The organism is Nonomuraea sp. NPDC048901, from assembly GCF_040649695.1.
In the GTDB taxonomy this organism is placed as follows: Bacteria; Actinomycetota; Actinomycetes; order Streptosporangiales; family Streptosporangiaceae; genus Nonomuraea.
In genome coordinates, this window is the sequence record NZ_JBEZFW010000043.1 from 1 (window position 1) to 24,631 (window position 24,631).

Consider the following 24,631-nt stretch of genomic DNA (forward strand, 5'->3'; position numbering starts at 1 on the left):
GCGCGAGGCTGCCAACAGATGTCCTTCCGAGGGCTCGCGGCGGACTGACTACACGCACGCCAGACAACCTCGCAACGTGAGCAAGCGGAGCGGGTCGTCAAAGGGCAGCGCAAAGGGGCAGTGTAGCCGAACGGCACACGCCTGTCCACTTCACTCTCGCTGCATGCTCCACGTTGGTCGCAGCATCGCCCGTTCGAGCGGAAACGTCAAGCCCGCAAGCCCGACTTTCCGCCGACCTAGGGGCCGGACGCTGGGTTTTCTCCCCTGCGTGATCGGACGCCTACCGTCAGGCCCAAGACGATACCCGCGAACGGGGACGGTTAACGCTCCGTCACACCGAGGGTCGAACCCATGCCGACAACCGGTGTAGCTGTGACTGAGGTACCCACTACTTGGGCTTCGCTAAACCTTATTTTTGGTAACAATTGACCTCGGGGACGCGCCCGATGACTCAGGCAGTGCCGATCAAGGTCGACAGCTCGGCCACCAACCAGCGGGAATCTTGCCGGATCATGACGAGCCTGACCCGGTCCTGGCTGACCTGTTGCTGTGGTTCGGCCTTGCCGGGGATCTCCCTGACCGTACCCGTGTTCACGAACAACAGAACCTCAACTCGATCACCTTCCGCGCGCTCCACCCCCGCGTCGGCGACGGTCGCCGTCCGCACCGTCTTCTCCGCCTTGGCCTTGGCGGCCAGGGAGGCCGACAGCTTCTTGTAGTGCTCGGTGAGCTCGCCCGTCGTGTGCTCGGCCGCCCGGGCCAGGTCCTGCTCGACCGTCCGGTAGTCGTACGACAGCAGATCCGGCGCCACCGTACGGGCCGCGGCCATGGCCTGGCGGCCCGCCTCCTCGTCCGCGCGGATGGCGTGGGCGTCGTACCAGAACACCCCTGAGGCGGCGCCGAGCCCGAGCACCAGGACCAGCAGCGCGATCGTGACCGCCCTCACACCACCTGCACCGCCCTCGACACCAGCCAGACCCCCTTGGCCTTGGTCACGTCCATCGACCAGCGGTAGAACCGTTCCTGCTTGGGGGTCTTGGAGCCCTCCCAGCGGATCTCCACGTCCGCCACGACCAGGACCCTGGCGGTCAGCTCCGTCATCGACACCAGCCCCGTGGCCCGGAGCACGCCGTGCTGCACGACCTTGTTCTCCAGCGTGGTGGACTTGAGCTTCGCCGCGCCCGCCTTGTACTCCTCCTGGGCCACTCCGGTGGAGGTGGCGAGGATGCGTCCCATGTCGGCGTCGACGGTCTTGTAGTCGAGCGAGACCAGGTTGATCGCGTGCGCCCCCGCCGCCTCCAGCGCGGCCCGCCGATCGTCCGCCCTGGCCTGTTCGGCCAGGTCCTGCCCGCGAAGGAACACCACGGCGGCGCCGAGCAGCACCACCAGCAGTACGAGTACGCCGGTCAGGACGCGGGGTCGCCGGACCGGCTCGTCCACGTCTGCTCACCTCCCGGCTTGGTTGCTGGATGGTAACCCGCCGGCCGCTCCCGGAGCCCGGGAAACAACAGAGGCGACATAGGACCCACTCTGGCTGGGGCGGGCACTGACGTCATCTCTTGCCGAGCGGGCATCGTCGTCGTCTCTGTCCGGGTGGGCACCGTCGTCGTCTCCGGCCTCCCCGGCGGACGAGCGCCTGACGAACGCCCTTCAGGTGGCCCCCTGAGGCCCGTTGGGGGCGCGGCGCGGCATTGCGGCCATTTCTGCACCGAGGGCCGGGAAAGTGCCTTCTCGGCCCGCCTGGCGGCTCGCCCCGGTCTGGCACGCTTGCCGGTCGGCGGCCCTTGGGTCGTCTGACGGCTCTCGGCCGGTCTGACGGCGAGCCGGTCCAGACCGCCTACGGCCCATCGGGATCTATCGGACGCCGTTGAGATGGGCGTTGATCAGGCGTGGGTACTCTTCCAGCCAGTTGCGCCCGCGATCGTCCACAAAGGAGCCCTGGGGCGGGATGACCCCGTTGGCCGCCAGCCAGGTGCCGGGCGGCCGCTGCGTACGGCGGAGCCCGTTGCCGCTCGGCATCAGCTGCGGCGGGATCGGCGGCAGCGAGCCGGGGTCGTGGCCCAGCTGCGCCTCGGCCTCCAGCTCGGAGACGTCCTTCTCCTCCGACATGCCGATCGGCCCGTGCTTCCTGGCGTTGAGGAACTGCCGGACCACCGGCTCATCGCTCGACAGCAGCATCTCGCGCGGCCCGAACATGATCAGCTCGCGCCGGAACAGCAGCCCGATGTCGTCGGGCACCGTACGGGCGGTGTTGATGTCGTGTGTGACGATCAGGAAGGTCGCCTCGATCTCGGCGTTCAGGTCGACGATGAGCTGGTTGAGATAGGCGGTCCGTACCGGGTCCAGACCCGAGTCGGGCTCGTCGAACAGGATGATCTCGGGATCGAGCACCAGCGCCCTGGCCAGCCCGGCCCGCTTGCGCATGCCGCCGGAGATCTCGCCCGGCAGCTTGGTCTCGGCGCCGAGCAGGCCGACGAGTTCCATCTTCTCCAGCACGATCTGGCGGATCTGCGACTCGCTCTTCTTGGTGTGCTCGCGCAGTGGGAAGGCGATGTTGTCGTACAGGCTGAGCGAGCCGAACAGGGCGCCGTCCTGAAACAGCACGCCGAACAGCCGGCGCAGCTCGTAAAGCTTGCTCTCGTTGCAGTTGGCCAGGTCGTAGCCGTCGATCCAGATGTGGCCGCGGTCCGGCCTGAGCAGCCCGACCAGGGTCTTGAGGAAGACCGACTTGCCGGTGCCGGAGGGGCCGAGCAGCACCGAGATCTCGCCCGCGGGCAGGGTGAGCGAGACGTCCTCCCAGATGACCTGCCGCCCGAACGACTTGGTCAGCCCGTCGACCACGACTTCGACGCCCACGGGTCACCCTCCATGCGCAAAGAGTAATGTGACTTCAACCACAAGACTGCCATCACCGTAGCGGCGCACGAGGGAATTGGAACCAGTTCCAATAACTTGTTACTGCCCGGTTATGAGACGCGGAGTCCAGCAACGGGCGTTGCGGCGTCTATTCGGCCTGGGGCTGGGCAATTGCCCTCAGAGCCGGGCGGAGGACCCGCGCGATGTCTGCTTGAGATGCTTCGCGCAGCTCGTCGAGTTCGAGCAGTTGATGACCCACGGTCACACCAAGCATGATCGTCGTCATCAGCGCCGCCCGCAGTCGCGCATCGCCGCCGGGGATCGACTCGCCGACCTGATGAATCTGCCGGCTCAGTACGGCCCGCGCCGACGCGCCCGCCTCCGGGTGAGTGAGCATCGATCGCATCATGGCCAGGGAGCTCTGCGGCAACTCCCCCATCTTGAGGCCGAGACTCCCGATGAGTTGCTCGACCAAGTCGTCGGCATCGCCCGTGGCCACCGGCGCCGGGGCCACGGCCACGGCCGCGCTGAACAGGTCCTGCTTGCTGCCGAAGTACTGCATGACGAGTGCGGGATCGACCTCAGCCGCTTTGGCCACCGCGCGGATCGTGGTGCGCTCGAACCCCAGGTCCGCGAAGAGCTTCCTGGCCGCTTCCAAGATCCGCCGCTCGGTCCTGCGACGCCGCTCCGCCCGTTCGGTCACCCCGCCCCCCTTTGACAATCGTTACTCACTCTACAGGCGTTGACCGTTCGCTCTATTTCGCTCTACGATCGTTGAGTCAACATCCGTTGAGCGAAATGGGGCTCCCATGTCCACCACCGAGGTCGTCGCCGCCTACCACGCCGCGATGCTCCACAAGTCGGCCGACGAACTGGCCGATCTCTATGCCGAGGACGGCCTGCACGAGTTCCCGTTCGGCGGACTGCCGCCGTTCGAGGGCCGGGAGGAGATCCGGGCGGGGTACACGATGATGTGGGGCGCCATGAAGGCCCTGGTCAAGGAGATCCGCGACGTGACCATCCGCCAGACCACCGACCCGGAGGTGATCGTGGCGGAACAAGAGACGGTGGTCACGGTGGCCGACCAGGAGCTGACAGTGCCGGGCCTGCTGATCCTGCGGGTCAGGGACGGCCTGATCGTCCACACGCGCGACTACATGGACACCAGCGCCGTCGCCCGCGTCCGCGCCGCCTAGCACAGACTGCCTTCCTCAGCCCCCGAAGGGGGCATTCCCATGGGTTCCCAGCCACCACGGACCGTCCCCTTCCTCTCCCCCGAGGAGGTCCCTCTCCCAAGGACCCCAGCCACCACGGAGCGTCACAGAGATCGAGACGGTCGTGTGACGAACCACCCAGGGACCCGCCAGGGCTGAGGCCGTACGGTCACTTGGTGGCAGTGAGGTCGTAGACCGTGGCGTTGCCGACAGTAGCGGCCGTGTACGTCTCCTGGACCCACGCGGCGATCTCGGCCGCATCACTGCTGCCACCGGGACTGGCCCCGCCACGCATGCCACCGCCCATCCCGCCACCGATGAAGTAGTGGATCTTCCCTTCGGCCACGTACTGCTTGAACTGGGCGAGTGTCGGCGCGGGGTCGGTCCCGTTGAAGCCGCCCACCGCCATCACCGGCTGGCCCGTGGCGAGCTGGTATCCGGCGGCGTTGTTCGAGCCGACGGTCGCGGCGACCCAGCTGTAGGCGGTGGCGTTGCTCTTCAGAAGGGCGGTCAGCTCGGCGCTGGGGGTGGCGGACCGCAGCAACCCGCCCATCCCACCGCCTCCCCGCCCACCACGAGCGAACCCATCGGCCCCCATGCCACCCGGCCTCCCAGCACCAGCAGTGCCGCCCGGCTGCCCCCCGGTACCGCCAGGTCGTCCAGTGCCACCGCTACCGCCCGGCTTGGCACCGGTACCGCCTGGCTGGCCGCCGCCGAAGCCGCCGAAGCCGCCCGGTCCCATCGCCGCTGGGCCGCCGCCGCCGCGCCGGAACCCTCCAGGCCCGCCGAACCCTGCCGTTGAGGGGCCCGCCGTAGGGATCGCACCGGTGTGCGCGGATGTGGCGGTGTCCAGTGCGTATGCGGCCGGCCCGGCCAGGTACACCACGACCGCCGCGACGGCGACAATTCCCGGCACCCGCCGCGACCACCAACCACGCGCCGCAAACGGCACGCCCGCAGATTCTCCAGACGGCACGCCCACAAGTTCGGCGACCGGCACGCTCCCAGGTCCCCCGGACGGCACACCCGCCCGCCCCTCCTCCTGACGGCCGACGACCAGGAGACCCACGGCCGCCGCCAGCCCAGCGACGAGCACAACCGGCCCCAACCAGGAATTCCACTCCGAACTACGCGACAGCAGGACGTACCCCCACCCAGCCGTCACAGCCGCAGCCAGCGCGAGCGCCCGGTGAGCCCTGCGCTCCCAGAGCAGCGCCACCCCCGAACCCACCAGCACCGCGATCGCCGGAGCCAGCGCCACCGTGTAGTACGCGTGGAAGATCCCCTGCATCAGGCTGAAGATCAGCCCGGTGATCACCAGCCAGCTCCCCCACACAGCCACCTGGGCCCGTACGGGATCGGTCCGTGGCGCCGAGCGCGTCAGCCAGGCCACGGCCGCCAGGAGCACCAGCGCCGCCGGAAGCAGCCACGAGATCTGCCCACCCGCCTCGGTGTCGAACATCCGCCACCAGCCGGCCTGCTGGTTGAGGTTGCCGAGCCCTCCGTAGTCACCGCCGTTCAGCCGCCCGATGCCGTTGTAGCCGAGCGCGAGCTCCAGGACGCTGTTCGTCTGGGAGCCGCCGATGTACGGCCGGTCGGCGGCAGGCACCAGCGCCACGGCCACCAGCCACCATCCGGCCGACGCCACCACGGCCACGCCCGCCAGCACGAGCTGCCAGAGCCGCCGCCCCACCGTGGTCGGAGCCGTGATCAGGTAGACGAGCGCGAACCCCGGCAGCACCACGAACGCCTGCAGCATCTTGGCCAGGAACGCGAACCCGATGCACGCCCCAGCCAGCACCAGCCACCGCGTCCCCGCCTTCTCCTGGGCCCGCACCACGCAGTAACCCGCGACGGTCAGCAGCAGCACCAGCAGCGCGTCCGGATTGTTGAAGCGGAACATCAGCACCGCCACCGGCGTAACCGCCATCACCGCCCCGCCGATCAACGCGGCCCACGCGGGGAACCGGCGGCGTACCGCGGCATAGACCACCCCCACGGTCGCCACGCCCATGAGCGCCTGGGGCACGAGAATGCTCCATGAGTTCAGCCCGAAGATCCTGGCGCTGAGCTCCATCGGCCACAACGAGGCCGGCGTCTTGTCCACGGTGATGGCGTTGGCCGCGTCAGACGACCCGAAGAAGAACGCCTTCCAGCTCTGGGTGCCCGCTTGTACGGCAGCCGAGTAGAACGCGTTCGCCCATCCGGAGGCGTTCAGCCCCCATATGTAGAGCACCGCGGTGGCGGCGAGCAGCCCGGCCAACGCCCATCGATCTCTGACACGCGCATCCTTGAACACACTCGAACGCTAAACACGGGCTCTCGCCACGCGATGAGACGACCATGAGAATCTCGTGAGCTCTGTACGGCGGTAACAGCCGGACACGCAAAAGGGGCGGCACACCCGGCACCTGGGTGCAGCCGCCCCTTCTGGGGTGAAACGCCGGAACCAGCGTTTCGGTAATGCTCTTCGAGCGATATGCCTCGAAAGTGTTACTTCACGGTGACGGAAGCGCCGGCGCCCTCGAGGGCAGCCTTGGCCTTCTCCGCCTGCTCCTTGTTGACCTTGCCGTCGAAGACGTTCTTGGGAGCGCCGTCGACCAGGTCCTTGGCCTCCTTGAGGCCCAGGGACGTCAGGGCGCGGATCTCCTTGATGACCTGGATCTTCTTGTCGCCGGCAGCCTCGAGGATGACGTCGAACTCGTCCTGCTCCTCAACGGCGGCGGCCTCGCCACCACCGGCGGCGGGGGCAGCGGCAACCGCGACCGGGGCGGCGGCCTTGACGTCGAACACTTCCTCGAACTGCTTCACGAACTCGGAAAGCTCGAGGAGGGTCATCTCCTTGAACGCGTCGAGCAGCTCGTCGGTGCTGAGCTTCGCCATGATGGTTTCCTCCGTATGGATCTTGCGATAACTAGGAACGGGACCGCGGGGTTTGCGGCAATCCCCGTATTACTCGCCCGCCTCTTCGCGCTTGGCGCGAAGGGCGTCGGCCAGCTGGGCCATGTTGGTGGGCAGCGCGGCGAACATGGCGGCAGCAGCACTCTGCTTCGCCTTCATCGCGCCGGCCAGCTTCGCGAGGAGAACCTCGCGGGACTCGAGGTCAGCGAGCCTGGTGATCTCCGTAGCGTCCAGCATCTTGCCATCAAGGACGCCGCCCTTGATCACCAGAAGGGGATTGGCCTTGGCGAAGTCACGCAGACCCTTGGCCGCCTCGACAACGTCGCCGTTGACGAAGGCGATCGCGGTCGGACCGGCGAGCAGGTCGTCAAGACCCGCGAAACCGGCCTCATTGGCCGCGATCTTAGTCAGGGTGTTCTTCGCCACGGCGAACTTCGCATTCTCACCGAGAGAGACGCGCAGCTGCTTGAGCTGTGCGACGGTGAGACCGCGGTACTCGGTCAGAACGGCGGCAGCGCTGCCTTCGAACTCGCTCCTGAGCTCGGCAACTGCTGTCGCCTTATCCGCCCTCGCCATGGGCCTCCTTCCAGATGTGCCACCGGTGAAGGCCCAGAAATGAGAACGGCCCCGGGCGCAGGGCGCACACGGGGCTCACACACGGATCACTCCGTGTAGGAAACTCGTATCACACCTGCGCGGGCCGTCCACAGACTGTGGATCCTTCGGTCGTCAGGTCTTGAGGAACCTGACGACGACCGGCGGTCTTCGGCAACGACCAGAGTACGTCCTGGCCGCCGAGTTTCCAAATCGCTCTCAGTCGGCGACGCTGTTCAGCGCCGCACCCGGTTAGTTGGTCGTGCCCTTCGGCAGCTCGCCGATCTGGTCGGCGGGCGGCGTCTGGATGTTGACGGCCTCGTTGAACCCCTTGAACAGCAGGGTCGCGTCCAGCGTGGCGCCTTCCTTCTCACCGTTCAGCGCGAGCTTGCGAGGCAGGCCGTCACTGCCGACCCAGATGTCGAACTTGATGTCCTTGAGCTCGGCCAGACCCGAACGGGCGGCTTCCTGCTTGTCGGCCGGCAGCTGCTGCACCGCCGCGTCGACCGGGAACGTCCCGCTGTAGTGGGTGGTGTCCACACCGCCGACAGTCTCGGTGCCGGCCGCCTTGATGTCCTGCGACGCGGTCACCATCTTGGTGACGGCCGCCAGGTCGAACTGCTGGATCTGGTCGAGGTACGTCTTGATCTGATCCTGACCGCCGACATCGGTCAGCGGCACCTTGATCCACGGCTTCGTCGCCCCGACGAGCTCCTTGAGCGCCTCGACTTTGACGTAGACGGCGTCGCCCTGGAGCACGGCACGCGCCCCACCGGGCAGACCCTTACCGCCCATGTCGAGGGTGTCGAGGGTGAGGTCGACGGCCAGCTGCGGCTTGCTCTGGTAGAGCATCCGCCCCTGCACCTTGCCGTTCCCCTCCTGAGGGGTTTTGACGTTGACGACGGCGTCAACGGTGTAGCTGGTGACCTCCGCGGTCTTCTGCGCGGCCTGCGTCAGCACTTCGGACGCCGCCAGCTTGACCTGGATTGGCTGCGCGGTCGTTCCACAACCGGCAACCGCGACCGCGACCAGGGCGGCACCGGCCGCGGCGGTAGCGAGGGAAATTCTGCGCTTCAGCATGATTTAAACCCTACGTGTCGGTGTCCCGGTGATGGCGTATTCCCCTGACTTTTCAGGGAAAACCCAGGGTCTTCCCCTACCCTCCTCCCTTGATCGCGCGCCACGCTCTCTGCCTCGGCTTCTGCCGTGTGGACTGCTCTGATCTTTCTTTCCGCCGTACGGCCGCAAGTGGGTCGCGCGCCACCCGGAATCCCGCGCTCGCCGTACGAGATCGTCGCAGACGCGCCTCGCAAAGGACCGTCCCCCGCGGTGCGCACGCCGCACCGGAGGCGCCCACAAAGCCCGCACCGCAGCAGAAACCGCCCATTGGGAGGTGCGCCCGCAGTGGCGGGCGCCCGTGACATAGGGGTCTGCGGCGGGGGTGTGGCGAGGGGGTGTGGCTGTGGGGTTTGTGGCGGGGATCTGTGGCGGGCGGGGTCTGTGGAGGAGGGTCTGGCGGGGGTCCGCGGCCGGGATTCGGCGGGCGGCCTGTAACCCGGGGTCTGTGACCGGAGAGTCTGGCGGGCGGGGGTCTGTGACCGGGAGTTGACCGGGGTCTGTGATCGGGGTCTGGCGAGCGACCTGTGACCAGGGTCTGTGGTCGGGGTCTGCGACGCGGGCGCCCGTAGGCCGCTATCCGCGTGAAGCGACCCCCGAACGCACAAGCGACCCCGAACAACACAACAGCCCCCGCCGGAGTCGGCGAGGGCTGTGTGGTGCGAAAGAAGTGCCAGAAGTGTGGCTTTTTCGCTACGCGTCCAGTTCGGCGGTGAGGCCGCGGGTGGCGTTGGGGTCGACCGGGACGCCGGGGCCCATGGTCGTGGAGAAGGTGACCTTCTTCAGGTAACGACCCTTGGCGGCCGACGGCTTGAGACGGAGCACCTCGTCAAGGGCGGCGGCGTAGTTCTCGATGAGCTGGCGCTCGTCGAACGACGTCTTGCCGATGATGAAGTGCAGGTTGGCCTGCCGGTCCGTACGGAACTCGATCTTGCCGCCCTTGATCTCCGTCACGGCCTTGGCGACGTCGGGCGTCACGGTGCCGGTCTTGGGGTTGGGCATGAGGCCACGCGGGCCGAGGACGCGGCCCAGACGACCGACCTTGCCCATGAGGTCAGGGGTGGCGACAACGGCGTCGAACTCGCTGAGCCGGTTGCCCTTGGCGATCTCGTCGATGAGCTCGTCGGCGCCGATGATGTCGGCGCCCGCCTCGCGGGCCGCCTCGGCACGGTCACCGGTCGCGAAGACCAGGACCCGGGCGGTCTTGCCGGTGCCGTGCGGGAGGTTGACCGTGCCGCGCACGATCTGGTCGGCCTTGCGAGGGTCGACGCCCAGTCGCAGCGCCACCTCGACAGTGGCGTCGAACTTGGTGACGGACGTCTGCTTGGCCAGCTTCGCGGCCTCGACGGGCGCGTAGAGCTTGTCGTGGTCGACCTTGGCCGCCGCGTCCTTGTGCGCCTTGCTGCGCTTCATTTCTGTCTCCTTGTGGTGTGCGGGCCGGGTGCCGGCCCTCCCACTGATCGGTGTGGGTACGAGCCGGGAAACCGGCTCTCCCACGGATCGCGGTTTGGGCCAGGGAACGGCCCTCCCGCGGATCGGGAAGTGTTAGTCGGCGACGGTGATGCCCATGGACCGGGCGGTGCCGGCGATGATCTTCTCGGCCGCCGCGATGTCGTTGGCGTTGAGGTCGGGCATCTTGGTCTCAGCGATGCTGCGGAGCTGCTCGCGGCTGAGCTTGCCGACCTTGTCCTTGTGCGGGACCGCGCTGCCCTTGTCGAGGCCCAGAGCCTTCTTGATCAGCTCGGGCGCCGGGGGCGTCTTCGTGATGAAGGTGAAGCTGCGGTCTTCGAAAATGGTGATCTCAACGGGGATGATGTTGCCCCGCTGGGCCTCCGTGGCAGCGTTGTACTGCTTGACGAAGTCCATGATGTTGACGCCGTGGGGACCGAGCGCGGTACCGACGGGCGGAGCGGGCGTGGCCTGGCCAGCGGGCAGCTGCACCTTCACCAAGGCCGCGATCTTCTTCTTTGGAGGCATGATCCTTCTCCGGGTCCTGAGAATGGTGTTGCAAACCCCCACGGGCATGGGGACCCCAGAACACAGGGGCCCCCGGTTCACGCGCGTGGGGACGACATATCAGCTTACGTGATCGTCTTAGATCTTCGAGACCTGGTTGAACGACAGCTCGACCGGGGTCTCGCGGCCGAAGATCGAGACGAGCACCTTGAGCTTCTGCGACTCGGGGCTGATCTCGCTGACCGAGGCGGGCAGGGTGGCGAACGGGCCGTCCATGACCGTGACGGACTCGCCGATCTCGAACTCGACGGTCGGGCCGGTGCTGGTCTTGGCCGAGGACTTCTTGGCTTCCTCGGTCGGCTCCGGCGCCAGCAGCTTGGCGACCTCGTCGAGGTTGAGCGGGCTCGGCTTGTTGGACAGGCCCACGAAGCCGGTCACACCGGGCGTGTTACGCACGGCGGCCCAGGACTCGTCGGTCAGCTCCATGCGCACCAGCACGTAGCCGGGCAGCACGCGCTCCTTGACCGGCACCTTCTTACCGCTCTTGAACTCCTGGACGGTGTGCGTCGGCACCTCGACCTGGTAGATGTAGTCCTCCATGTTGAGAGACACGTTGCGGCTCTCGATGTTGGACTTCACGCGGTTTTCGTAGCCGGCGTAGGAGTGGATCACGTACCACTCGCCGAGCTGGCCCCGGAGCGAGCGCTTGAACTCCTCGACCGGGTCGACGTCAGGCAGGATGTCACCGTCTTCGTCGACTGCGGGAGCCTCGTCGGCGACCTCGTCCTCGTCGCCCTCGTCGCTGTCCGCGACGTCGGCGTCGAGCTCGTCGACGGTCTCCTCAGTGGCCTCAGCGGCCTCTTCCGGCTCGGTGTCCCACTCCTCGTGGGACTCGTTCGCCGGCACTGAAGATTCGGACACGGTGACTTTTCCTCTTTCGTCGAATCGAATGGCGACTCCGTCGGGTGACGCCGTCGGTGTCTGGATCAGGATCCGCCGAAGACGCGGAGAACGGCCCAGCCGAGCGCACTGTCGAGCCCGTACACGATCGCAACCATGATCAGAACGAATACCAGAACGACCGTGGTGTAAGTGATGAGATCCTTGCGTGTCGGCCAGATGACCTTACGCAGCTCGGTGACTACCTGCCGGTAGAAAAGGGCCGGCGAGGTGCGGGTCTTCTTCTCGCCACTAGGCTTGCCTGCGGTCTCGCCGCGCGTGTCGATCGCCACAGTCCTCACCTGAATCTGTCGTATCCAACGCAGTATGCGGCGCGCTTACACGCCATTGCGCGGACCGCACTCGCAGGGCACGAGGGACTCGAACCCCCAACCGCCGGTTTTGGAGACCGGTGCGCTACCAATTGCGCCAGTGCCCTATGTCGCCAACCACACTACCCTGATCAGCTCACTGCCTGGACCGAACCGCACGTCGACATGCGGCGGCACGACCAGGCGAAAGTGTATCGGGGGAAGGCCCCTTACGTCGAACCAAACCCGATCGCCCAGGTCACGGCCCGCGTGGCAGCATGGACCCATGTCCACCCGACCTCGCATATCCAGCCGAATTTCCGCGATTTCCGAGTCCGCCACGCTGGCCGTGGACGCGAAGGCGAAGGCGATGAAGGCGGCCGGCCGCCCCGTCATCGGCTTCGGCGCCGGAGAGCCCGACTTCCCAACGCCGGATTACATCGTCGAGGCGGCGGTGGCGGCGGCGCGCGATCCCCGTTTCCACAAGTACACCCCGGCCGGCGGCCTGCCGGAGCTCAAGCAGGCGATCGCCGCCAAGACGCGGCGCGACTCGGGCTATCAGGTCGAGGCGTCGCAGGTCCTGGTCACCAACGGCGGCAAGCAGGCCGTCTATGAGGCGTTCGCCACGCTGCTCGACCCGGGCGACGAGGTCCTGGTCGTGGCCCCGTACTGGACGACCTACCCCGAGGCGATCAAGCTGGCCGGCGGCGTCCAGGTCGACGTCGTCACCGACGAGACGACCGGCTACCTCGCGAGCGTCGAACAGCTTGAGGCGGCCCGCACGGAGCGCACCAAGGTCCTGCTGTTCGTCTCGCCGTCCAACCCGACGGGCGCCGTCTACTCGCGCGAGCAGACGGAGGCGATCGGCCGCTGGGCCGCCGCCAACGGCCTCTGGGTCGTCACCGACGAGATCTACGAGCATCTCGTGTACGGCGGAGCGGAGTTCACCAGCATCGCCACGGCCGTTCCGGAGCTGGCCGACCGGGTCGTCATCGTCAACGGCGTGGCCAAGACGTACGCCATGACGGGCTGGCGGGTGGGCTGGCTGATCGGCCCGTCCGACGTGGTCAAGGCCGCGACGAACCTCCAGTCGCACGCCACGTCCAACGTCTCGAACGTGGCCCAGATGGCCGCTCTGGCCGCCGTCTCCGGCGATCTGTCGGCCGTGGCGGAGATGCGCGAGGCGTTCGATCGGCGCCGTCAGGCGATGGTCCGGCTGCTCAACGAGATCCCGGGCGTGTTCTGCCCGGAGCCGAAGGGGGCCTTCTACGCCTACCCCTCGGTCAAGGAGCTGATCGGCAAGGAGCTGCGCGGCCGGCGGCCGCAGTCATCGGCCGAGCTGGCCGAGCTGATCCTGGAGGAGGCGGAGGTGGCGGTGGTTCCGGGCGAGGCGTTCGGGACGCCCGGATATTTCCGTCTTTCGTACGCACTGGGGGACGACGACCTGGCAGAGGGCGTCAGCCGCCTCGCCAAGCTCCTCGCGGAAGCCCACTGACCACACCGCGTCAGCCGACCGCCTCGGCCACCTGCTCGATCTCGCGGGCCAGTCCGGGCGTGGCGCCGATGTAGACCGCGGTGCCCGGCCGTTCCAGCCACATGAAGTTGCTCAGCCCGCCCCGCGTACGCCAGCGCAGGGCGGGCTTGCCGTTGTACGCACGCAGGCTCGACCTGCTGACCAGCGACGCGAACCGCTCGGCACCCCGCACCCCGCACACCAGCCCGACGAGCAGCTCCTCGTCGTTCTTGCGCCACCGCACGCCCTTCACCTTGAGCCGCTCGCGCAGTGACTTGATCCGCGTGAACGAGCCCGCGCGCTCCACCCCCGCGGGCAGGTGGCCGATACCGAGATCCCCGGACCCGCAGGTCAGAGAGATGATCGTCGACCTCGCCCGGCTCGGTTCCGGCGTGGCTGTGTTCGCCTCCGGCGTGGCGGCGCTGCCGCACCCGGTGAGCGCGAACACGAGGGACACCGCTGCCAGGCGTCGCATCAACCCCCCATGACTTGGCGTGAAAACCGCAGAAAAGGCCCCTAGTCTCCTACAGGACCCTTGACCGAGGCGGCAACACGGAGCAGTTCCTCGCTCAGGGATTCGCTGACCCTGATCGACGCTCCGGTGCCCGTACGCTCCAGCCAGACGATCATCAGGCCGCCGCCGGGATGCCTGCCGACCAGGGCGGGTCGGCCGCGGATGGTGGTGTCCCTCGGCGTCAACAGGGGCGTCCGCCGCTGGTAGGTCGCCCAGTCGGCCGCCGCGGCGCCGTGCTCGACCCGCACCTCGACGAACCTGTCCCGAGCGCCTGGCCCCCTCTCAGGGGCGAATCTGGCCCAGGCGCCCTGGTCGGGTTCGATCACTCCCCCGTCGGCGCGATCGAACCCCGCGGGCAGGTAGGTGAGCCAGAAGTCATGCGCGACCACCGCGATCCGGGGCGCCGCCAGGGCGGCGGTGACGGTCCGGCCCCGAACGGGCCCCGCCCGACCCGGCTGCGCCGGAGCCGGCGGAGCCTGAACCGGCGGAGGCGCCCCCACCGGCGTGCGATGGAGACGCCCGAATCCCGATGAGAACAGCCCATAGATGATCGAAACGGTGACCCCAAGGGCGAGGAACGCCAGCATCGCGCGCAGCGCCTGTCCGCCGGTCCCGCCCTCAGGCTTCATGCACGGTAGATCCCCGGTCTGATCTCACCCGTACCACCTGATCACTTGACGGGTTCGATCCCTTCGGCGATCTTCTTCAACTCGGCATCCGCGTCAACCTTTTTCGCATAGTCCGGGCTGATATAAACCTCGACCGCCAGCCCCTCGCGCAGCGTCCAGCCAATGGTGCTCGTCGTACTGTCGCCGGGCTTGGAGTCGACCTCGCCGCCTTCTGTGATCTTTGCCAGGTATGCCCGCTTGCCGGAGAGGTCGAGGATTTCGGCGCCGTCGTTGGAGTACGTCGCCAGCTTCTGCGCGATCTGCTTGCTCGCCTCATCCGCGAACACGACCATCTGAACGGCGTAGAAGCCCTCTTCCTGTCCGGGCTCCGTGAAAGTGGTCGTGTAGCTCGTCTTGCCGAAGCCGTTCTTGCCCGACCACTTGCCCCATTCGAGCCCGTCGGGCAGGTAGCCGACATGGATACCGCCGAACTTCCTGCCGTCGCCCAGGTCGCCGAGGTCCTGCGGCAGCGAGACCTCCGGGCCGACGGTGAGCTGCACGTTCGTCCCCTTCGGCACCTCCTGGCCGGCAGCGGGGGCCTGCGCGCGCACCTGCCCCTCTTCGGTGGCCGTCTCCGGATCCTCAACGACCAGTCCGGCCTGCTTCAGCGTCGCGACCGCCTTGGCGGCGGGCATGTCCACGACACTGGGGACGATCACCAAATCCATCACGGCCCGGTCCGGACCGGTGGCCGCGTGCTGGGTCTTGGGGGGTTCGCCCGAGTTGATCAGCGCCGGCACGGTCACGGCGACCAGGACCGTGACGAGGGCGGCACCGGCCGTACGGAATCTGAGCACGTGCGCGCGGTGGCGGCGCCGCACGTCCCTGCCGAGCGTCGGCCCGGCGTGCACGTCGGCGACGTGCGCGGCCATGGCCTCGGCGATGGCTTCTTCTTCGGTCTTCATCGGATCGCTCCTTCTGCGACGGTCATGCGTTCGCGGATCTTGGCGAGGCCCCGGGCCGCCTGGCTCTTCACGGTGCCGAGCGAGCAGCCGAGCAGCGACGCGGTGGCCGACTCCGACTGGTCCTCCCAGTAGCGCAGGACGATCACGGCCCGCATCTTCGGCGGCAGCCTGCGCAATTCCTCGATGAGCGTGTCGCGCAGGTCCAGGTCGGGCGATTTCGCGGCGGTGTCGGGCGGCCGGGCGAACGTGATCTCCTGCACGACGCGCCGCCGCCGAGCCCGGCTGATCGCCGCGTTGACGAGGACCTTGCGCGCGTACGCCTCGGGGTTGTCGTGCCGGATCCGGGGCCAGTGCCGGTAGACCTTCTCCAGAGCGTGCTGGACCAGGTCCTCGGCGTCGTGGTGGGTGGCTCCGCAGACCAGGATCGCGGTGCGTAGCAACGAGGTGCTGCGTGCGGCAAGGAACTCGTCGAATGCCGTTTCATCTTCATCCGTCATGGGCGGGGTCCCCTTTCGCCCCTCCCAACGCACGAACGGGCATACAGGTTGAGTGGCAAGATATGGAAATGCCACGCCCGCTTGACCAGCTGCCCAAGGCTCACCTGCACCTGCACTTCACCGGCTCGATGCGGCATTCGACGCTGATCGAGCTGGCTCGCGAGCAGGGCCTGCACCTGCCCGACGCGCTGGAGCAGGACTGGCCGCCCCAGCTGCGCGCGACCGATGAGCGTGGATGGTTCAGGTTCCAGCGACTGTACGACATCGCCAGGTCGGTGCTGTGGCAGCCGGAGCACGTCTACCGGCTGGTGCGGGAGACGGCCGAGGACGAGGCGGCGGCCGGGTCGCGATGGCTGGAGATCCAGGTGGACCCGTCGGGGTTCGCGCCGCGGTTCGGCGGGTTGACGGCGACGCTGGAGCTCATGCTGGACGCCGCCGCCCAGGCCGCCGCCCTGGCGGACATCGGGATCGCGGTGGTCGTGGCGGCCAACCGCACCAAGCACCCGCTCGACGCGAACACACTGGCCAGGCTCGCGGTCCAATACCAGGGCAAGGGCGTCGTCGGGTTCGGGTTGTCGAACGACGAGCGGCGCGGCGCGGCCAGGGAGTTCGAGCGGGCCTTCCGGATCGCCAAGCGCGCGGGGCTGCTGGCCGTACCTCATGGGGGTGAGCTGCTCGGACCCCGCAGCGTCGCGCAGTGCGTGGACGACCTGCACGCGGACCGCGTGGGGCATGGGGTGCGGGCGGCGGAGGACCCGTGGCTGATGGAGCGGCTGGCCGAGCGGCAGATCTGCTGCGAGGTGTGCCCGACCTCGAACGTGGGCCTGGGCGTCGCCGAGCGGGCGGCGGACGTGCCGTTGCGCAGGCTGTTCGACGCGGGGGTGCCGATCGCGCTGGGGGCCGACGATCCGTTGCTGTTCGGGGCGCGGTTGTTGCGGCAGTACGAGCTGGCGCGGGAGGTCTACGGCTTTCGTGATGAGGAGATCGCCGAGTTGGCGCGGCAGTCGATCAGGGCGTCCACGGCGCCCGAGGGGGTGCGCAAGGAGCTGCTGAAGGAGATCGACGACTGGCTGACCCTGCCGGAGTGACTGCCTCTGCCGGAGTGACTGCCTCTGCCGGAGTGACCGCCTCTGCCGGAGTGAGGCGTGAGACGGCGTGAGACGGCTACCGGAGGAGTGTGGCGGCTATCTCGGCGGCGCGCTCCTTGGTGCCGGCTCCTTCCAGGCGGTAACCGACGGTGCCGGACTGCCAGATGAGGGTGGGCTGGGCCTGGCGCAGGGGGACCGACGTGCCGTCCTCGCGCTTGAGGTAGCCCAGCGGATGATCGCCGCCGAGCCACCAGGCGGTGACGCCCGCGACCGGGACGTCCTCGGGCCAGGGTGGGCCAACGCTCTTGAAGAAGTACGGGCTGAGCGTGCCGTCGAACTGGTCCAGGCGGATGCCGCCCGGCCAGAACAGCGACGCCACGCGGCCGTTGTCGCTCACCGTGGCGCGCTCGGGGGTGCCCAGCGCGGTGGGGGTCTTGATGGGGAACTTCACCTGGGTGGCCAGGTCCGCCGGGGCCACCGCGCGCTCGCCCGGCAGGGGCGTGGGGGTGGTGACCGGCTCGGGGGTGGAGTCGCTCAGGCGTAGCTCGATGCCCGCGTAGTGGAGGATCGCGCGCACGGCGGCGCGGCCCTGCGGGGTGGCGGCGGTGATGGCTATGACGGCCAAGACGATGGCTGTCACGATCTGCCACCTCGCTCGCCGCTTTCGTCGCGCAGGCGTTTCGGGCGTCGCGGGCGTTTCGGGGGTGGGCTCCAGGCGGGCGCGGACGGCTGATGCCACGTCGGTCGGCGGTGGGTTGGGGACGTCGAGGAAGTCGGCGAGGGCCGTGAGTTCGGCGGCCAGGTCGTCGAACGGGTCATGCGAGCTCATTGCCCACCTCCTCCCTGAGCCGCGCGAGGCCGCGATGGGTGCTGGACTTGACGGTGCCGAGCGGCCAGTCGAGCACCTGGGCGGTTTCCGCCTCCGTCAGCTGTAAGAAGTACCGGCAGACGACGGCCTGGCGTTCCCGCTCCGGCAGGTGGCGTACCGCCTCCAGCAGCCGGGTGCGCCGGTCCGTGGCGACGGCCGAGCCCTCGGGGTCGTCTGGGGCCTTGAGGTCGGCCGTGGCGCTGAGCCGTACGGTGAGCTCGGATCTGCGCCCGCGCGACCGGGTCAGGTTGTGCGTCTCGTTGGCCACGATCCGCAGCAGCCACGGCCGGAAAGTGGCGTCCCTGCGGAAGGTCGACAGATGCCTGAACGCCTTGACGAACGCCTCCTGCACCACGTCCTCTGCCTCGTCCCCCGCCCCGAGCATGGCGGCGGTGCGGTGGGCGAGCGCGCTGTAGCGGGCGACCAGCGCCTCGTAGGCGGTCAGGTCGCCGGCGAGGGAGCGGCTGATGGCCTCGTCGTCGTCCATGAACGAGTCAGATTTCACCGCATCAGAGGGGGTTCAGGGAAGGGCGTTTGACCCATCAGGTGACCATCGGCGCTGCTGGGGCATTAGACTCGCACAAATCCATGAGCCCTTCGAAGGAACGGCACTATGTCTTCTGGGTATGACCGTGTAGTACAACCGGCGGCCGGTGACGAGGCCCTGGAGAACCACCTAGGTGGGGACGAGGCCAAGAACTATCGGCAGTACGAGTTCGACATGGTCGCCCCGCATGTCGGCCGTTCGATGCTGGAGATCGGGTCCGGGCTGGGCCATTTCGCCGAGCAGTTCCTGCCGCGCCTCGACCGTCTCGTGGTGAGCGACTTCGACCCCTACTGCGTCGAGCAGCTGGGCAAGCGCTTCGAGGGCCGCGACGACATCAACGTGCTGCAGTTCGGGCTGCCGACCGAGATCCCGCTTGAGGACAAGGTCGACACGGTCGTGCTGATGAACGTCCTGGAGCACATCGAAGAGGACGCCGAGGCGCTGCGTTCGCTGGCCCGGGTCACGCAGCCCGGCGGCCGGATCATCATCTGGGTGCCCGGCTACATGCAGCTTTATGGAGACTTCGACCGCAAGGTCGGGCACGTCCAGCGCTACACCCCCAAGACCCTGGGCGCGACGGTCGCCAAGGCAGGGCTGGAGCCCGAGGTTCTGAAGCCGATCAACTTCCTGGGCGGCATCGCCTGGTGGGCCGCCGTCCGCCGGGGTGGCGTGGGCTATCCGGATCCGCGACTCGTGAAGATCTACGACCGGACGGTGGTTCCGGCCACGCGCCTCATCGAGCGCTTCATCCGGCCGCCCTTCGGTCAGACGGTCTTCTGCGTCGCCCGCGTACCCCAGTAACCACCTCAGCCGCCACCGGCGTGCGGGGCGGCTGAGGGGCCCGGGCCGGTGGAGGAGGGGCCCGGGCGGGGATGGCTGTTGCGGCCGGCTATTTGATGGAGCCCGCCGTCAGACCTCCCACCACCTTTCGCTCGATCAGAGCGAAGAGGATGATCACTGGGATGGTGGCGATCACCGAGCCGGCGAAGAGGTTCTGCCAGTCCACCTGGTACTGACCGATGAACGAGTTGAGCGCCACCGTCAGCGGCTGGTTCGCCGGTGTCGTGGTCAGCGTCAACGCCACCACGAACTCGTTCCACGCGGCGATGAAGGTGAAGATCAGCGCGGTGATGACCCCCGGCATGGCCAGCGGCAGCGTGATCCGGAACAACGCCCCGAACCGTCCGTTGCCGTCGATGAACGCCGCCTCCTCCAGTTCGCGCGGGATCGAGGAGAAGTACGCGTTCAGGATCCACACCGCGAACGCCAGGTTGAACCCGCCGTTGACCAGGATCAGCGACCAGATCGAGTCCACCAGCCCGAACTGGAAGAACTCGCGGTAGATGCCGACCAGCATGGCCGTCGGCTGGAACATCTGGGTGATCAGCACCAGGATCAGGAACGCCGTGCGTCCCCTGAAGTTGTGCCTGGCCGAGTAGTACGCGGCCGGCAGCGCCACCAGCAGCACCAGGATGGTGGAACCCGCCGCCACCTTGAGCGTGACCATGAGGTTGCCGGCCAGGCCGCTGGTCCAGAAGTTGGTCAGGTTCGACCACTCCCACTGCGACGGGAAGAACGTCACGTCGCGCAGCGTCTCCTGGGGACGCAGCGAAGTCAGCAGCATCACCAGGTACGGGAACAGGAAGATGAACGCGATCACGTACGCGCTGCCCGCGACGATCACCGTCTTGAGCCTGGGCAGGCCGCGCGCGGCAGGGCGGGGCGGCTTGGCGTGGTGGTGGGTGGACAGCGCCGGCGCCGTCTTGACGGCCATCACGCCACCTCCTTGTTCCAGCGGGACACCCTGAGGAAGATCGCGGTCAGGATGATCACCATGCCGAAGTTGACGACCGACATGGCGGCGGACTCGCCGATGTTGGAGCCCTTGAGGATGAACATCAGGATCGTCGAGGTCGCCGTCGAGTATCCGGGCTGGCCGTGCGTCATCGCCCAGATGATCGGGAAGCTGTTGAAGACGTTCATGACGTTGATCAGCGCGGCGACGGTGAGGGCGGGGCGCAGCAGCGGCAGCGTGATCGACCAGTACGTCCGCAGCCGGGTGGCGCCGTCCATCTTGGCCGCCTCGTAGACGTCGTTGGGGATCGTCGCCAGACCGGCCAGCAGCGCGTACGTGGTGAACGGCACCGACACGAACACCGCCACGAACACCAGCCACGGCATCGCCGTCGAGGCGTCGCCGAGCTGGTCGGCCGAGGCGCCGCCCATCGCGTCGATCAGGCCGAGCTTGAGCCTGATCTGGTTGATGACGCCGACCTCCGGGTCGAGCATCCACTTGAAGATGATCGCCGTCATCAGCACCGAGGCCGCCCACGGCGCGATCAGCGCCCAGCGGGCGATCTTGCGGCCGGGGAAGCGCTGGTTGAACAGCTGGGCCAGGGCCAGCGAGATCAGCACGGTGAGGGCGACGACCGCGACCACCCAGATCACGCTGCGGACCATGATGTCCGCGAAGTCCTTCTCACCGAACAGCTTCTCGTAGTTCGCCACGCCGTTGCCGCCCTGGACCACGCCGAACCGGCTGATCTTCAGGAACGACGAGCGGATCATCTCGTAGACCGGCCAGAGCACGACCACCGCGATCAGCACAACAGCGGGCCCGACCCAGGCCAGGGGCTCCAGGATGCGGAACCTTTTCATGCGGAACCTTCCGTAACGGTACGGCCGGCGCTCTGGACGCGAAGCGCCGACCGTACGGGCCCCCGACTGATCAGCCGGCGTCGGCGGTCTTCTGGAGCTCGCCGAGCACCTTGGCCGGGTCGTCCTTGACGGCCCCGCCGATGGTCTGCTTGATCTGCGGGTTCACCTCGGCCCACTTCGGGTCCTGGAAGGGGTAGAAGCTGGCGTTGGGCAGCGCGTCGAGGAACGGCTTGAGCTTCTCGTCGCCCGACAGCTTCTGGATGCCGCCGTTGGTCACGGGCAGCAGCTTGTAGGTGTCGCTGATCTTCTGCGCGGCGCTGCCGGTGTAGAAGAAGTCGAAGAACTTCTTGATCTCGGCGGCGTGGCCGTTCTTGTTGAACGCCATGATCCAGTCCATGACGCCGAGCGTGGTGTCGAGCGGGCCGGACTTGCCGGGGATCGGCGCGACGCCGTAGTTCTTCAGCCCGGCCGCGTCGAAGATCGGGATGGACATCGGGCCGCCGTTGACCATGCCGACCTTGCCGGCGCCGAAGTCCTCCCAGACCGTCTTGCGGTCCTTGGTGCCCGGGTTCGGGGTGGTCAGGCCGGCGTTGACCAGGCCCTTCACGTAGTTGAACGTCTCGATGTTCTGCGGGGAGTTGATCGCCCACTTGCCGGAGGCGTCCTTGTAGCCGCCGCCGTTGCCGAGCATCCACAGGAAGGACTCGGCCTGCGCCTCCTCCTGTCCGAGCGGCAGGCCGAAGGGCTGGCTGACGCCGGCCTTCTTCAGCTTCTCGGCGTCGGTCTTGAGCTCGTCCCAGGTCTTGGGCGGCTCGGCGATGCCGGCCTTCTGGAACAGGTCCTTGTTGTAGAACAGGGCGCGGGCGGAGGAGACGAACGGGATGCCGTACGCGGCGCCGTCGACCTTGCCGAAGTCGGCGAACTTCTGCAGCATGTCGCTGGAGACGTTCGGCGACAGGACCTCGTCGACCTTGTAGAGGAGCTGGTCCTTGACGAAGCCGGAGTAGTCGCCGGTCTGCAGGATGTCGGGCACCTGGCCGTTCTGGACCATGGTGGCGACCTGCTTGTCGATGTCGTTCCAGTTGATGACCTGGACCTCGACCTTGATGTTCGGGTTGGCCGCCTGGAACTCGTCCACGACGCCCTTCCAGAACGTCTCACCGGAGTTCGGCTTGCCGGGGCCGTCACCGTAGTCGGCGGCGACCATCTTGAGCGTCACCGGGCCGCCGGCCGAGGACTTCTGGTCGCCCGCACCGGCCGTGCCGGTGCCTCCTGAGCCACAGCTGGACAGGACCAGCACGGTTGCCAGGCCGAGAGCCGCACCGCCCACAAGTTTCATGTTCACCGAAGTACCGCCTTCTCATCGGACGGGTCTCGCTGGTCCGTACCAGCGGCCGGTGCGTGAGTCACAGCTCAACGCATTTGCGTCAGAGTAAGCCTCTATTCTCGGTCTGGTCTATACCGGTTGGTCTCGGTTTGAAAACACTAGGACGCCAGAAACCTCACAACCGGTCTAGACCGCGCGTCAGAGGATCTTTCTCCGCACGCTCTCCCCGCCCTGCGGCGATCCGATCCACGGCCCTTCGATGGACGGGTCGAGGATGCCCTCCTCGACGAAGGTGTAACGGCCGTCGAGCACGTAGCGGGCCAGCCGGGTGTCCTGGGTGTCACTGTTGTCCCAGAGCTTGGCGAACAGCGCCTCCACCCGCCGCCGCGCCTGATGGCAGAACGTGTCCGCCAGCTCGTACGGCCGACGCCCCAGGTCGCGGGCGTCCTCCTCGGCCTTGACGCAGACCGCGGTGATGGCGAACAGCTCGGCCCCGATGTCGATGATCCGGCCGAGGAAGGACTGCTTGTGTTCGAGCCGCCCCTGCCAGCGGGACATCCCGTAGAAGGTGGACCGGGCCAGCTTCCTGCTGGTTCGCTCGACGAAACGCAGGTGGGCCGCCAACGGCCCGAAGTCGGCGTAGGCGGCGGGCAGGTTGCCGCTGCCCGCGACCAGCGTCGGCAGCCAGCGGGCGTAGAAGCGGCCGGCCTGCCGCAGCGCCTGCGCACGTTCCTTCCTGGAGGCGTCGGGGTTGATGAGCTCCCCGGCCGCCGACAGGTGGGCGTCGACCGCCTCGCGGGTGATCAGCAGCCGCATGATCTCGGAGGAGCCCTCGAAGATCCGGTTGATCCGCGAGTCGCGCAGCATCTGCTCGACCGGGACCCCGCGCTCGCCCCGCGCGGCCAGCGACTCGGCGGTCTCGTAGCCGCGACCGCCCCTGATCTGGAGCAGCTCGTCGAGCACCTGGTAGGACAGCTCGGAGGCGTAGAGCTTGGCCAGCGCGGCCTCGATCCTGATGTCGTTGCGCTGGTCGTCGGCCATGCGGCTGGTCAGCTCGCAGACGGCCTCCAGGGCGTACGCGGTGGCCGCGATGAAGGCGATCTTCGTGGCGACGGCCTCGTGCTCACCGACCTTGCGCCCCCACTGCACGCGGGCGTTGCCCCACTCACGGGCGATCTTCACCGCCCACTTGGCGTTGCCCGCGCAGGTGGCGGGCAACGACAGGCGCCCGGTGTTGAGCGTGGTGAGGGCGATCTTCAGCCCTTCGCCCTCACGCCCGATGAGATTCTTGGCGGGCACCCTGACCTGCGCGAACTCGGTTACGCCGTTCTCGATGCCCCGAAGCCCCATGAAGGCGTTGCGCCGCTTCACCGTGATGCCGGGCGAGTCGGCCTCGACCACGAACGCGCTGATCTTCTTGCCGGTACGGGCCATGACCACGAGCAGGTCGGCGACTACGCCGTTCGTCGTCCACAGCTTGACGCCGTCGAGCACGTAGTCGTCGCCGTCCCTGACGGCGGTCGTGGACAGCCGCGCCGGGTCGGAGCCCACGTCCGGCTCCGTCAGCAGGAACGCCGACACCTCGCCGCGCGCGCACCTCGGCAGGTACTCCCGCTTCTGCTCCTCGGTGCCGAACAGCTTGAGCGGCTGCGGCACCCCGATCGACTGATGCGCCGACAGCAGCGTCGCCAGCGCCGGGCAGTACGACCCGACGAGCATGAGCGCGCGGCAGTAGTACAAGTAAGGCAGGCCGAGCCCGCCGTACTTCTCGCTGATCGTGATCCCGAACGCCCCGAGCTCGCCGAGCCCCTTGACCACCTCGTCGGGCACCTGCGCGGTCCGCTCGATCTCGGCGGGATCGACGTGCGCGTCGAGGTAGCGCCGGACGGCCCTGACGAAATCCTCCCCGCGCTTGGCCGCCTCCTCGGCCAGCGTGGGGGCCGGGTGGACCAGGTCGAGGCGGAGATCTCCCAGGAACAACTGCTTCGCGAAGCTCGGACGGGTCCACTCCTTCTCGCGGGCCTGCTCGCCGAGCTCTCTCGCCTTTGCGTAGTCGGTCATCGCGTCCCTCTTCCGGTCGGTGAGGGGTCTCTTTCCCTTTCTTGTACGACAAGCGCGGGTTGCCCGCCACCCGCCGCACCCGGTTTCGGGCTTCCAGT

26 protein-coding genes and 1 tRNA gene are annotated in these 24,631 nt (G+C 67.9%); 4 read left to right on the forward strand and 23 right to left on the reverse strand.

The features are described 5' to 3' along the window. Positions 1 to 451 precede the first annotated feature (451 nt). The 4 genes from AB0C30_RS58800 to AB0C30_RS58815 all read right to left on the reverse strand — a co-directional run bounded on the left by AB0C30_RS58800 (position 452) and on the right by AB0C30_RS58815 (position 3,559). Entirely contained in the window at positions 452 to 946 is a 495-nt protein-coding gene (locus tag AB0C30_RS58800) for a hypothetical protein (protein WP_357962164.1), read from the reverse strand. After that, on the reverse strand, positions 943 to 1,440 hold the full coding sequence (locus AB0C30_RS58805) for a hypothetical protein (protein WP_357962167.1): 498 nt from the start codon (positions 1,438 to 1,440) through the stop codon (positions 943 to 945). The genes AB0C30_RS58800 and AB0C30_RS58805 overlap by 4 nt, the downstream gene beginning before the upstream one ends. Before the next feature lie 414 nt (positions 1,441 to 1,854). After that, entirely contained in the window at positions 1,855 to 2,856 is a 1,002-nt protein-coding gene (locus tag AB0C30_RS58810; RefSeq protein WP_225293987.1) for an ABC transporter ATP-binding protein, read from the reverse strand. Positions 2,857 to 3,004: 148 nt separating this feature from the next. Then, positions 3,005 to 3,559, reverse strand: coding sequence for a TetR family transcriptional regulator (locus tag AB0C30_RS58815; protein ID WP_357962170.1), 555 nt, complete (start codon positions 3,557 to 3,559; stop codon positions 3,005 to 3,007). A 106-nt stretch (positions 3,560 to 3,665) separates the two neighbouring features. Between AB0C30_RS58815 and AB0C30_RS58820 the strand changes: the two genes are divergently transcribed. After that, positions 3,666 to 4,052: a nuclear transport factor 2 family protein gene (locus tag AB0C30_RS58820; protein ID WP_357962173.1), complete on the forward strand. Its 387-nt coding sequence runs from the start codon at positions 3,666 to 3,668 to the stop codon at positions 4,050 to 4,052. A gap of 187 nt (positions 4,053 to 4,239) precedes the next feature. Here AB0C30_RS58820 and AB0C30_RS58825 read toward each other — a convergent pair whose 3' ends face one another. From AB0C30_RS58825 to AB0C30_RS58865, 9 genes are all read right to left on the reverse strand, one after another. Then, positions 4,240 to 6,369 (reverse strand): glycosyltransferase family 39 protein, encoded by a 2,130-nt coding sequence (locus AB0C30_RS58825; protein WP_357962176.1) that lies wholly within the window; start codon positions 6,367 to 6,369, stop codon positions 4,240 to 4,242. 194 nt (positions 6,370 to 6,563) lie between these two features. Continuing rightward, complete coding sequence (gene rplL / locus AB0C30_RS58830; RefSeq protein ID WP_225293990.1) at positions 6,564 to 6,953, reverse strand: 50S ribosomal protein L7/L12; 390 nt, start codon at positions 6,951 to 6,953, stop codon at positions 6,564 to 6,566. A gap of 69 nt (positions 6,954 to 7,022) precedes the next feature. Then, positions 7,023 to 7,547, reverse strand: coding sequence for a 50S ribosomal protein L10 (rplJ, locus tag AB0C30_RS58835; RefSeq protein ID WP_225293991.1), 525 nt, complete (start codon positions 7,545 to 7,547; stop codon positions 7,023 to 7,025). A 270-nt stretch (positions 7,548 to 7,817) separates the two neighbouring features. Continuing rightward, positions 7,818 to 8,645, reverse strand: coding sequence for a DUF1396 domain-containing protein (locus tag AB0C30_RS58840; RefSeq protein WP_357962179.1), 828 nt, complete (start codon positions 8,643 to 8,645; stop codon positions 7,818 to 7,820). A gap of 729 nt (positions 8,646 to 9,374) precedes the next feature. After that, the gene (gene rplA, locus AB0C30_RS58845) at positions 9,375 to 10,094 is read right to left on the reverse strand and encodes a 50S ribosomal protein L1 (RefSeq protein WP_357962182.1); all 720 of its coding nucleotides are present in this window, start codon (positions 10,092 to 10,094) and stop codon (positions 9,375 to 9,377) included. 132 nt (positions 10,095 to 10,226) lie between these two features. Then, a complete protein-coding gene (gene rplK / locus AB0C30_RS58850; RefSeq protein WP_357962185.1) occupies positions 10,227 to 10,658 on the reverse strand; it encodes a 50S ribosomal protein L11 in 432 nt (143 codons plus the stop codon). 117 nt (positions 10,659 to 10,775) lie between these two features. Further along, a complete protein-coding gene (gene nusG / locus AB0C30_RS58855) occupies positions 10,776 to 11,558 on the reverse strand; it encodes a transcription termination/antitermination protein NusG (RefSeq protein WP_357962188.1) in 783 nt (260 codons plus the stop codon). A gap of 65 nt (positions 11,559 to 11,623) precedes the next feature. After that, the gene (secE, locus tag AB0C30_RS58860) at positions 11,624 to 11,869 is read right to left on the reverse strand and encodes a preprotein translocase subunit SecE (protein ID WP_357962191.1); all 246 of its coding nucleotides are present in this window, start codon (positions 11,867 to 11,869) and stop codon (positions 11,624 to 11,626) included. Positions 11,870 to 11,942: 73 nt separating this feature from the next. Further along, positions 11,943 to 12,015 (reverse strand) — tRNA-Trp (locus AB0C30_RS58865). A 158-nt stretch (positions 12,016 to 12,173) separates the two neighbouring features. Between AB0C30_RS58865 and AB0C30_RS58870 the strand changes: the two genes are divergently transcribed. Further along, positions 12,174 to 13,382 carry a pyridoxal phosphate-dependent aminotransferase gene (locus AB0C30_RS58870; protein WP_357962194.1) on the forward strand — a complete coding sequence of 403 codons (1,209 nt, stop codon included), beginning with the start codon at positions 12,174 to 12,176 and terminating at the stop codon, positions 13,380 to 13,382. A 10-nt stretch (positions 13,383 to 13,392) separates the two neighbouring features. Here AB0C30_RS58870 and AB0C30_RS58875 read toward each other — a convergent pair whose 3' ends face one another. From AB0C30_RS58875 to AB0C30_RS58890, 4 genes are read right to left on the reverse strand one after another with little or no spacing between them, the layout of a single operon-like run. Beyond that, positions 13,393 to 13,875 carry a hypothetical protein gene (locus AB0C30_RS58875; RefSeq protein WP_357962197.1) on the reverse strand — a complete coding sequence of 161 codons (483 nt, stop codon included), beginning with the start codon at positions 13,873 to 13,875 and terminating at the stop codon, positions 13,393 to 13,395. 41 nt (positions 13,876 to 13,916) lie between these two features. After that, positions 13,917 to 14,543, reverse strand: a complete 627-nt coding sequence (locus AB0C30_RS58880; protein ID WP_357962199.1) for a hypothetical protein — start codon at positions 14,541 to 14,543, stop codon at positions 13,917 to 13,919. Positions 14,544 to 14,584: 41 nt separating this feature from the next. Beyond that, complete coding sequence (locus AB0C30_RS58885) at positions 14,585 to 15,487, reverse strand: PASTA domain-containing protein (protein WP_357962202.1); 903 nt, start codon at positions 15,485 to 15,487, stop codon at positions 14,585 to 14,587. Further along, complete coding sequence (locus tag AB0C30_RS58890) at positions 15,484 to 15,984, reverse strand: SigE family RNA polymerase sigma factor (protein ID WP_225294012.1); 501 nt, start codon at positions 15,982 to 15,984, stop codon at positions 15,484 to 15,486. Before AB0C30_RS58890 ends, AB0C30_RS58885 begins: the two co-directional genes overlap by 4 nt. 68 nt (positions 15,985 to 16,052) lie before the next feature. On the opposite strand from AB0C30_RS58890, the gene AB0C30_RS58895 reads away from it, so the two are divergent. Continuing rightward, positions 16,053 to 17,072, forward strand: coding sequence for an adenosine deaminase (locus AB0C30_RS58895; RefSeq protein WP_357962205.1), 1,020 nt, complete (start codon positions 16,053 to 16,055; stop codon positions 17,070 to 17,072). A 76-nt stretch (positions 17,073 to 17,148) separates the two neighbouring features. Here the strand turns inward: AB0C30_RS58895 and AB0C30_RS58900 are convergent, their stop codons facing one another. Further along, the gene (locus AB0C30_RS58900; protein ID WP_357962207.1) at positions 17,149 to 17,901 is read right to left on the reverse strand and encodes a hypothetical protein; all 753 of its coding nucleotides are present in this window, start codon (positions 17,899 to 17,901) and stop codon (positions 17,149 to 17,151) included. Then, positions 17,888 to 18,445 (reverse strand): RNA polymerase sigma factor, encoded by a 558-nt coding sequence (locus AB0C30_RS58905; protein WP_357962209.1) that lies wholly within the window; start codon positions 18,443 to 18,445, stop codon positions 17,888 to 17,890. Before AB0C30_RS58905 ends, AB0C30_RS58900 begins: the two co-directional genes overlap by 14 nt. A gap of 108 nt (positions 18,446 to 18,553) precedes the next feature. Here AB0C30_RS58905 and AB0C30_RS58910 point away from each other — a divergent pair, with 108 nt between their 5' ends. After that, entirely contained in the window at positions 18,554 to 19,288 is a 735-nt protein-coding gene (locus AB0C30_RS58910) for a class I SAM-dependent methyltransferase (protein WP_357962212.1), read from the forward strand. Positions 19,289 to 19,376: 88 nt separating this feature from the next. Here the strand turns inward: AB0C30_RS58910 and AB0C30_RS58915 are convergent, their stop codons facing one another. The 4 genes from AB0C30_RS58915 to AB0C30_RS58930 form a co-directional block, all read right to left on the reverse strand. Then, a complete protein-coding gene (locus AB0C30_RS58915) occupies positions 19,377 to 20,261 on the reverse strand; it encodes a carbohydrate ABC transporter permease (RefSeq protein WP_357962215.1) in 885 nt (294 codons plus the stop codon). Next, positions 20,261 to 21,145, reverse strand: a complete 885-nt coding sequence (locus AB0C30_RS58920; protein ID WP_357962218.1) for a sugar ABC transporter permease — start codon at positions 21,143 to 21,145, stop codon at positions 20,261 to 20,263. Before AB0C30_RS58920 ends, AB0C30_RS58915 begins: the two co-directional genes overlap by 1 nt. A gap of 70 nt (positions 21,146 to 21,215) precedes the next feature. Next, entirely contained in the window at positions 21,216 to 22,484 is a 1,269-nt protein-coding gene (locus AB0C30_RS58925) for an extracellular solute-binding protein (protein WP_357962245.1), read from the reverse strand. Between the two features lie 186 nt (positions 22,485 to 22,670). Beyond that, positions 22,671 to 24,533 (reverse strand): acyl-CoA dehydrogenase family protein, encoded by a 1,863-nt coding sequence (locus AB0C30_RS58930; RefSeq protein WP_357962221.1) that lies wholly within the window; start codon positions 24,531 to 24,533, stop codon positions 22,671 to 22,673. Positions 24,534 to 24,631: the final 98 nt, after the last annotated feature.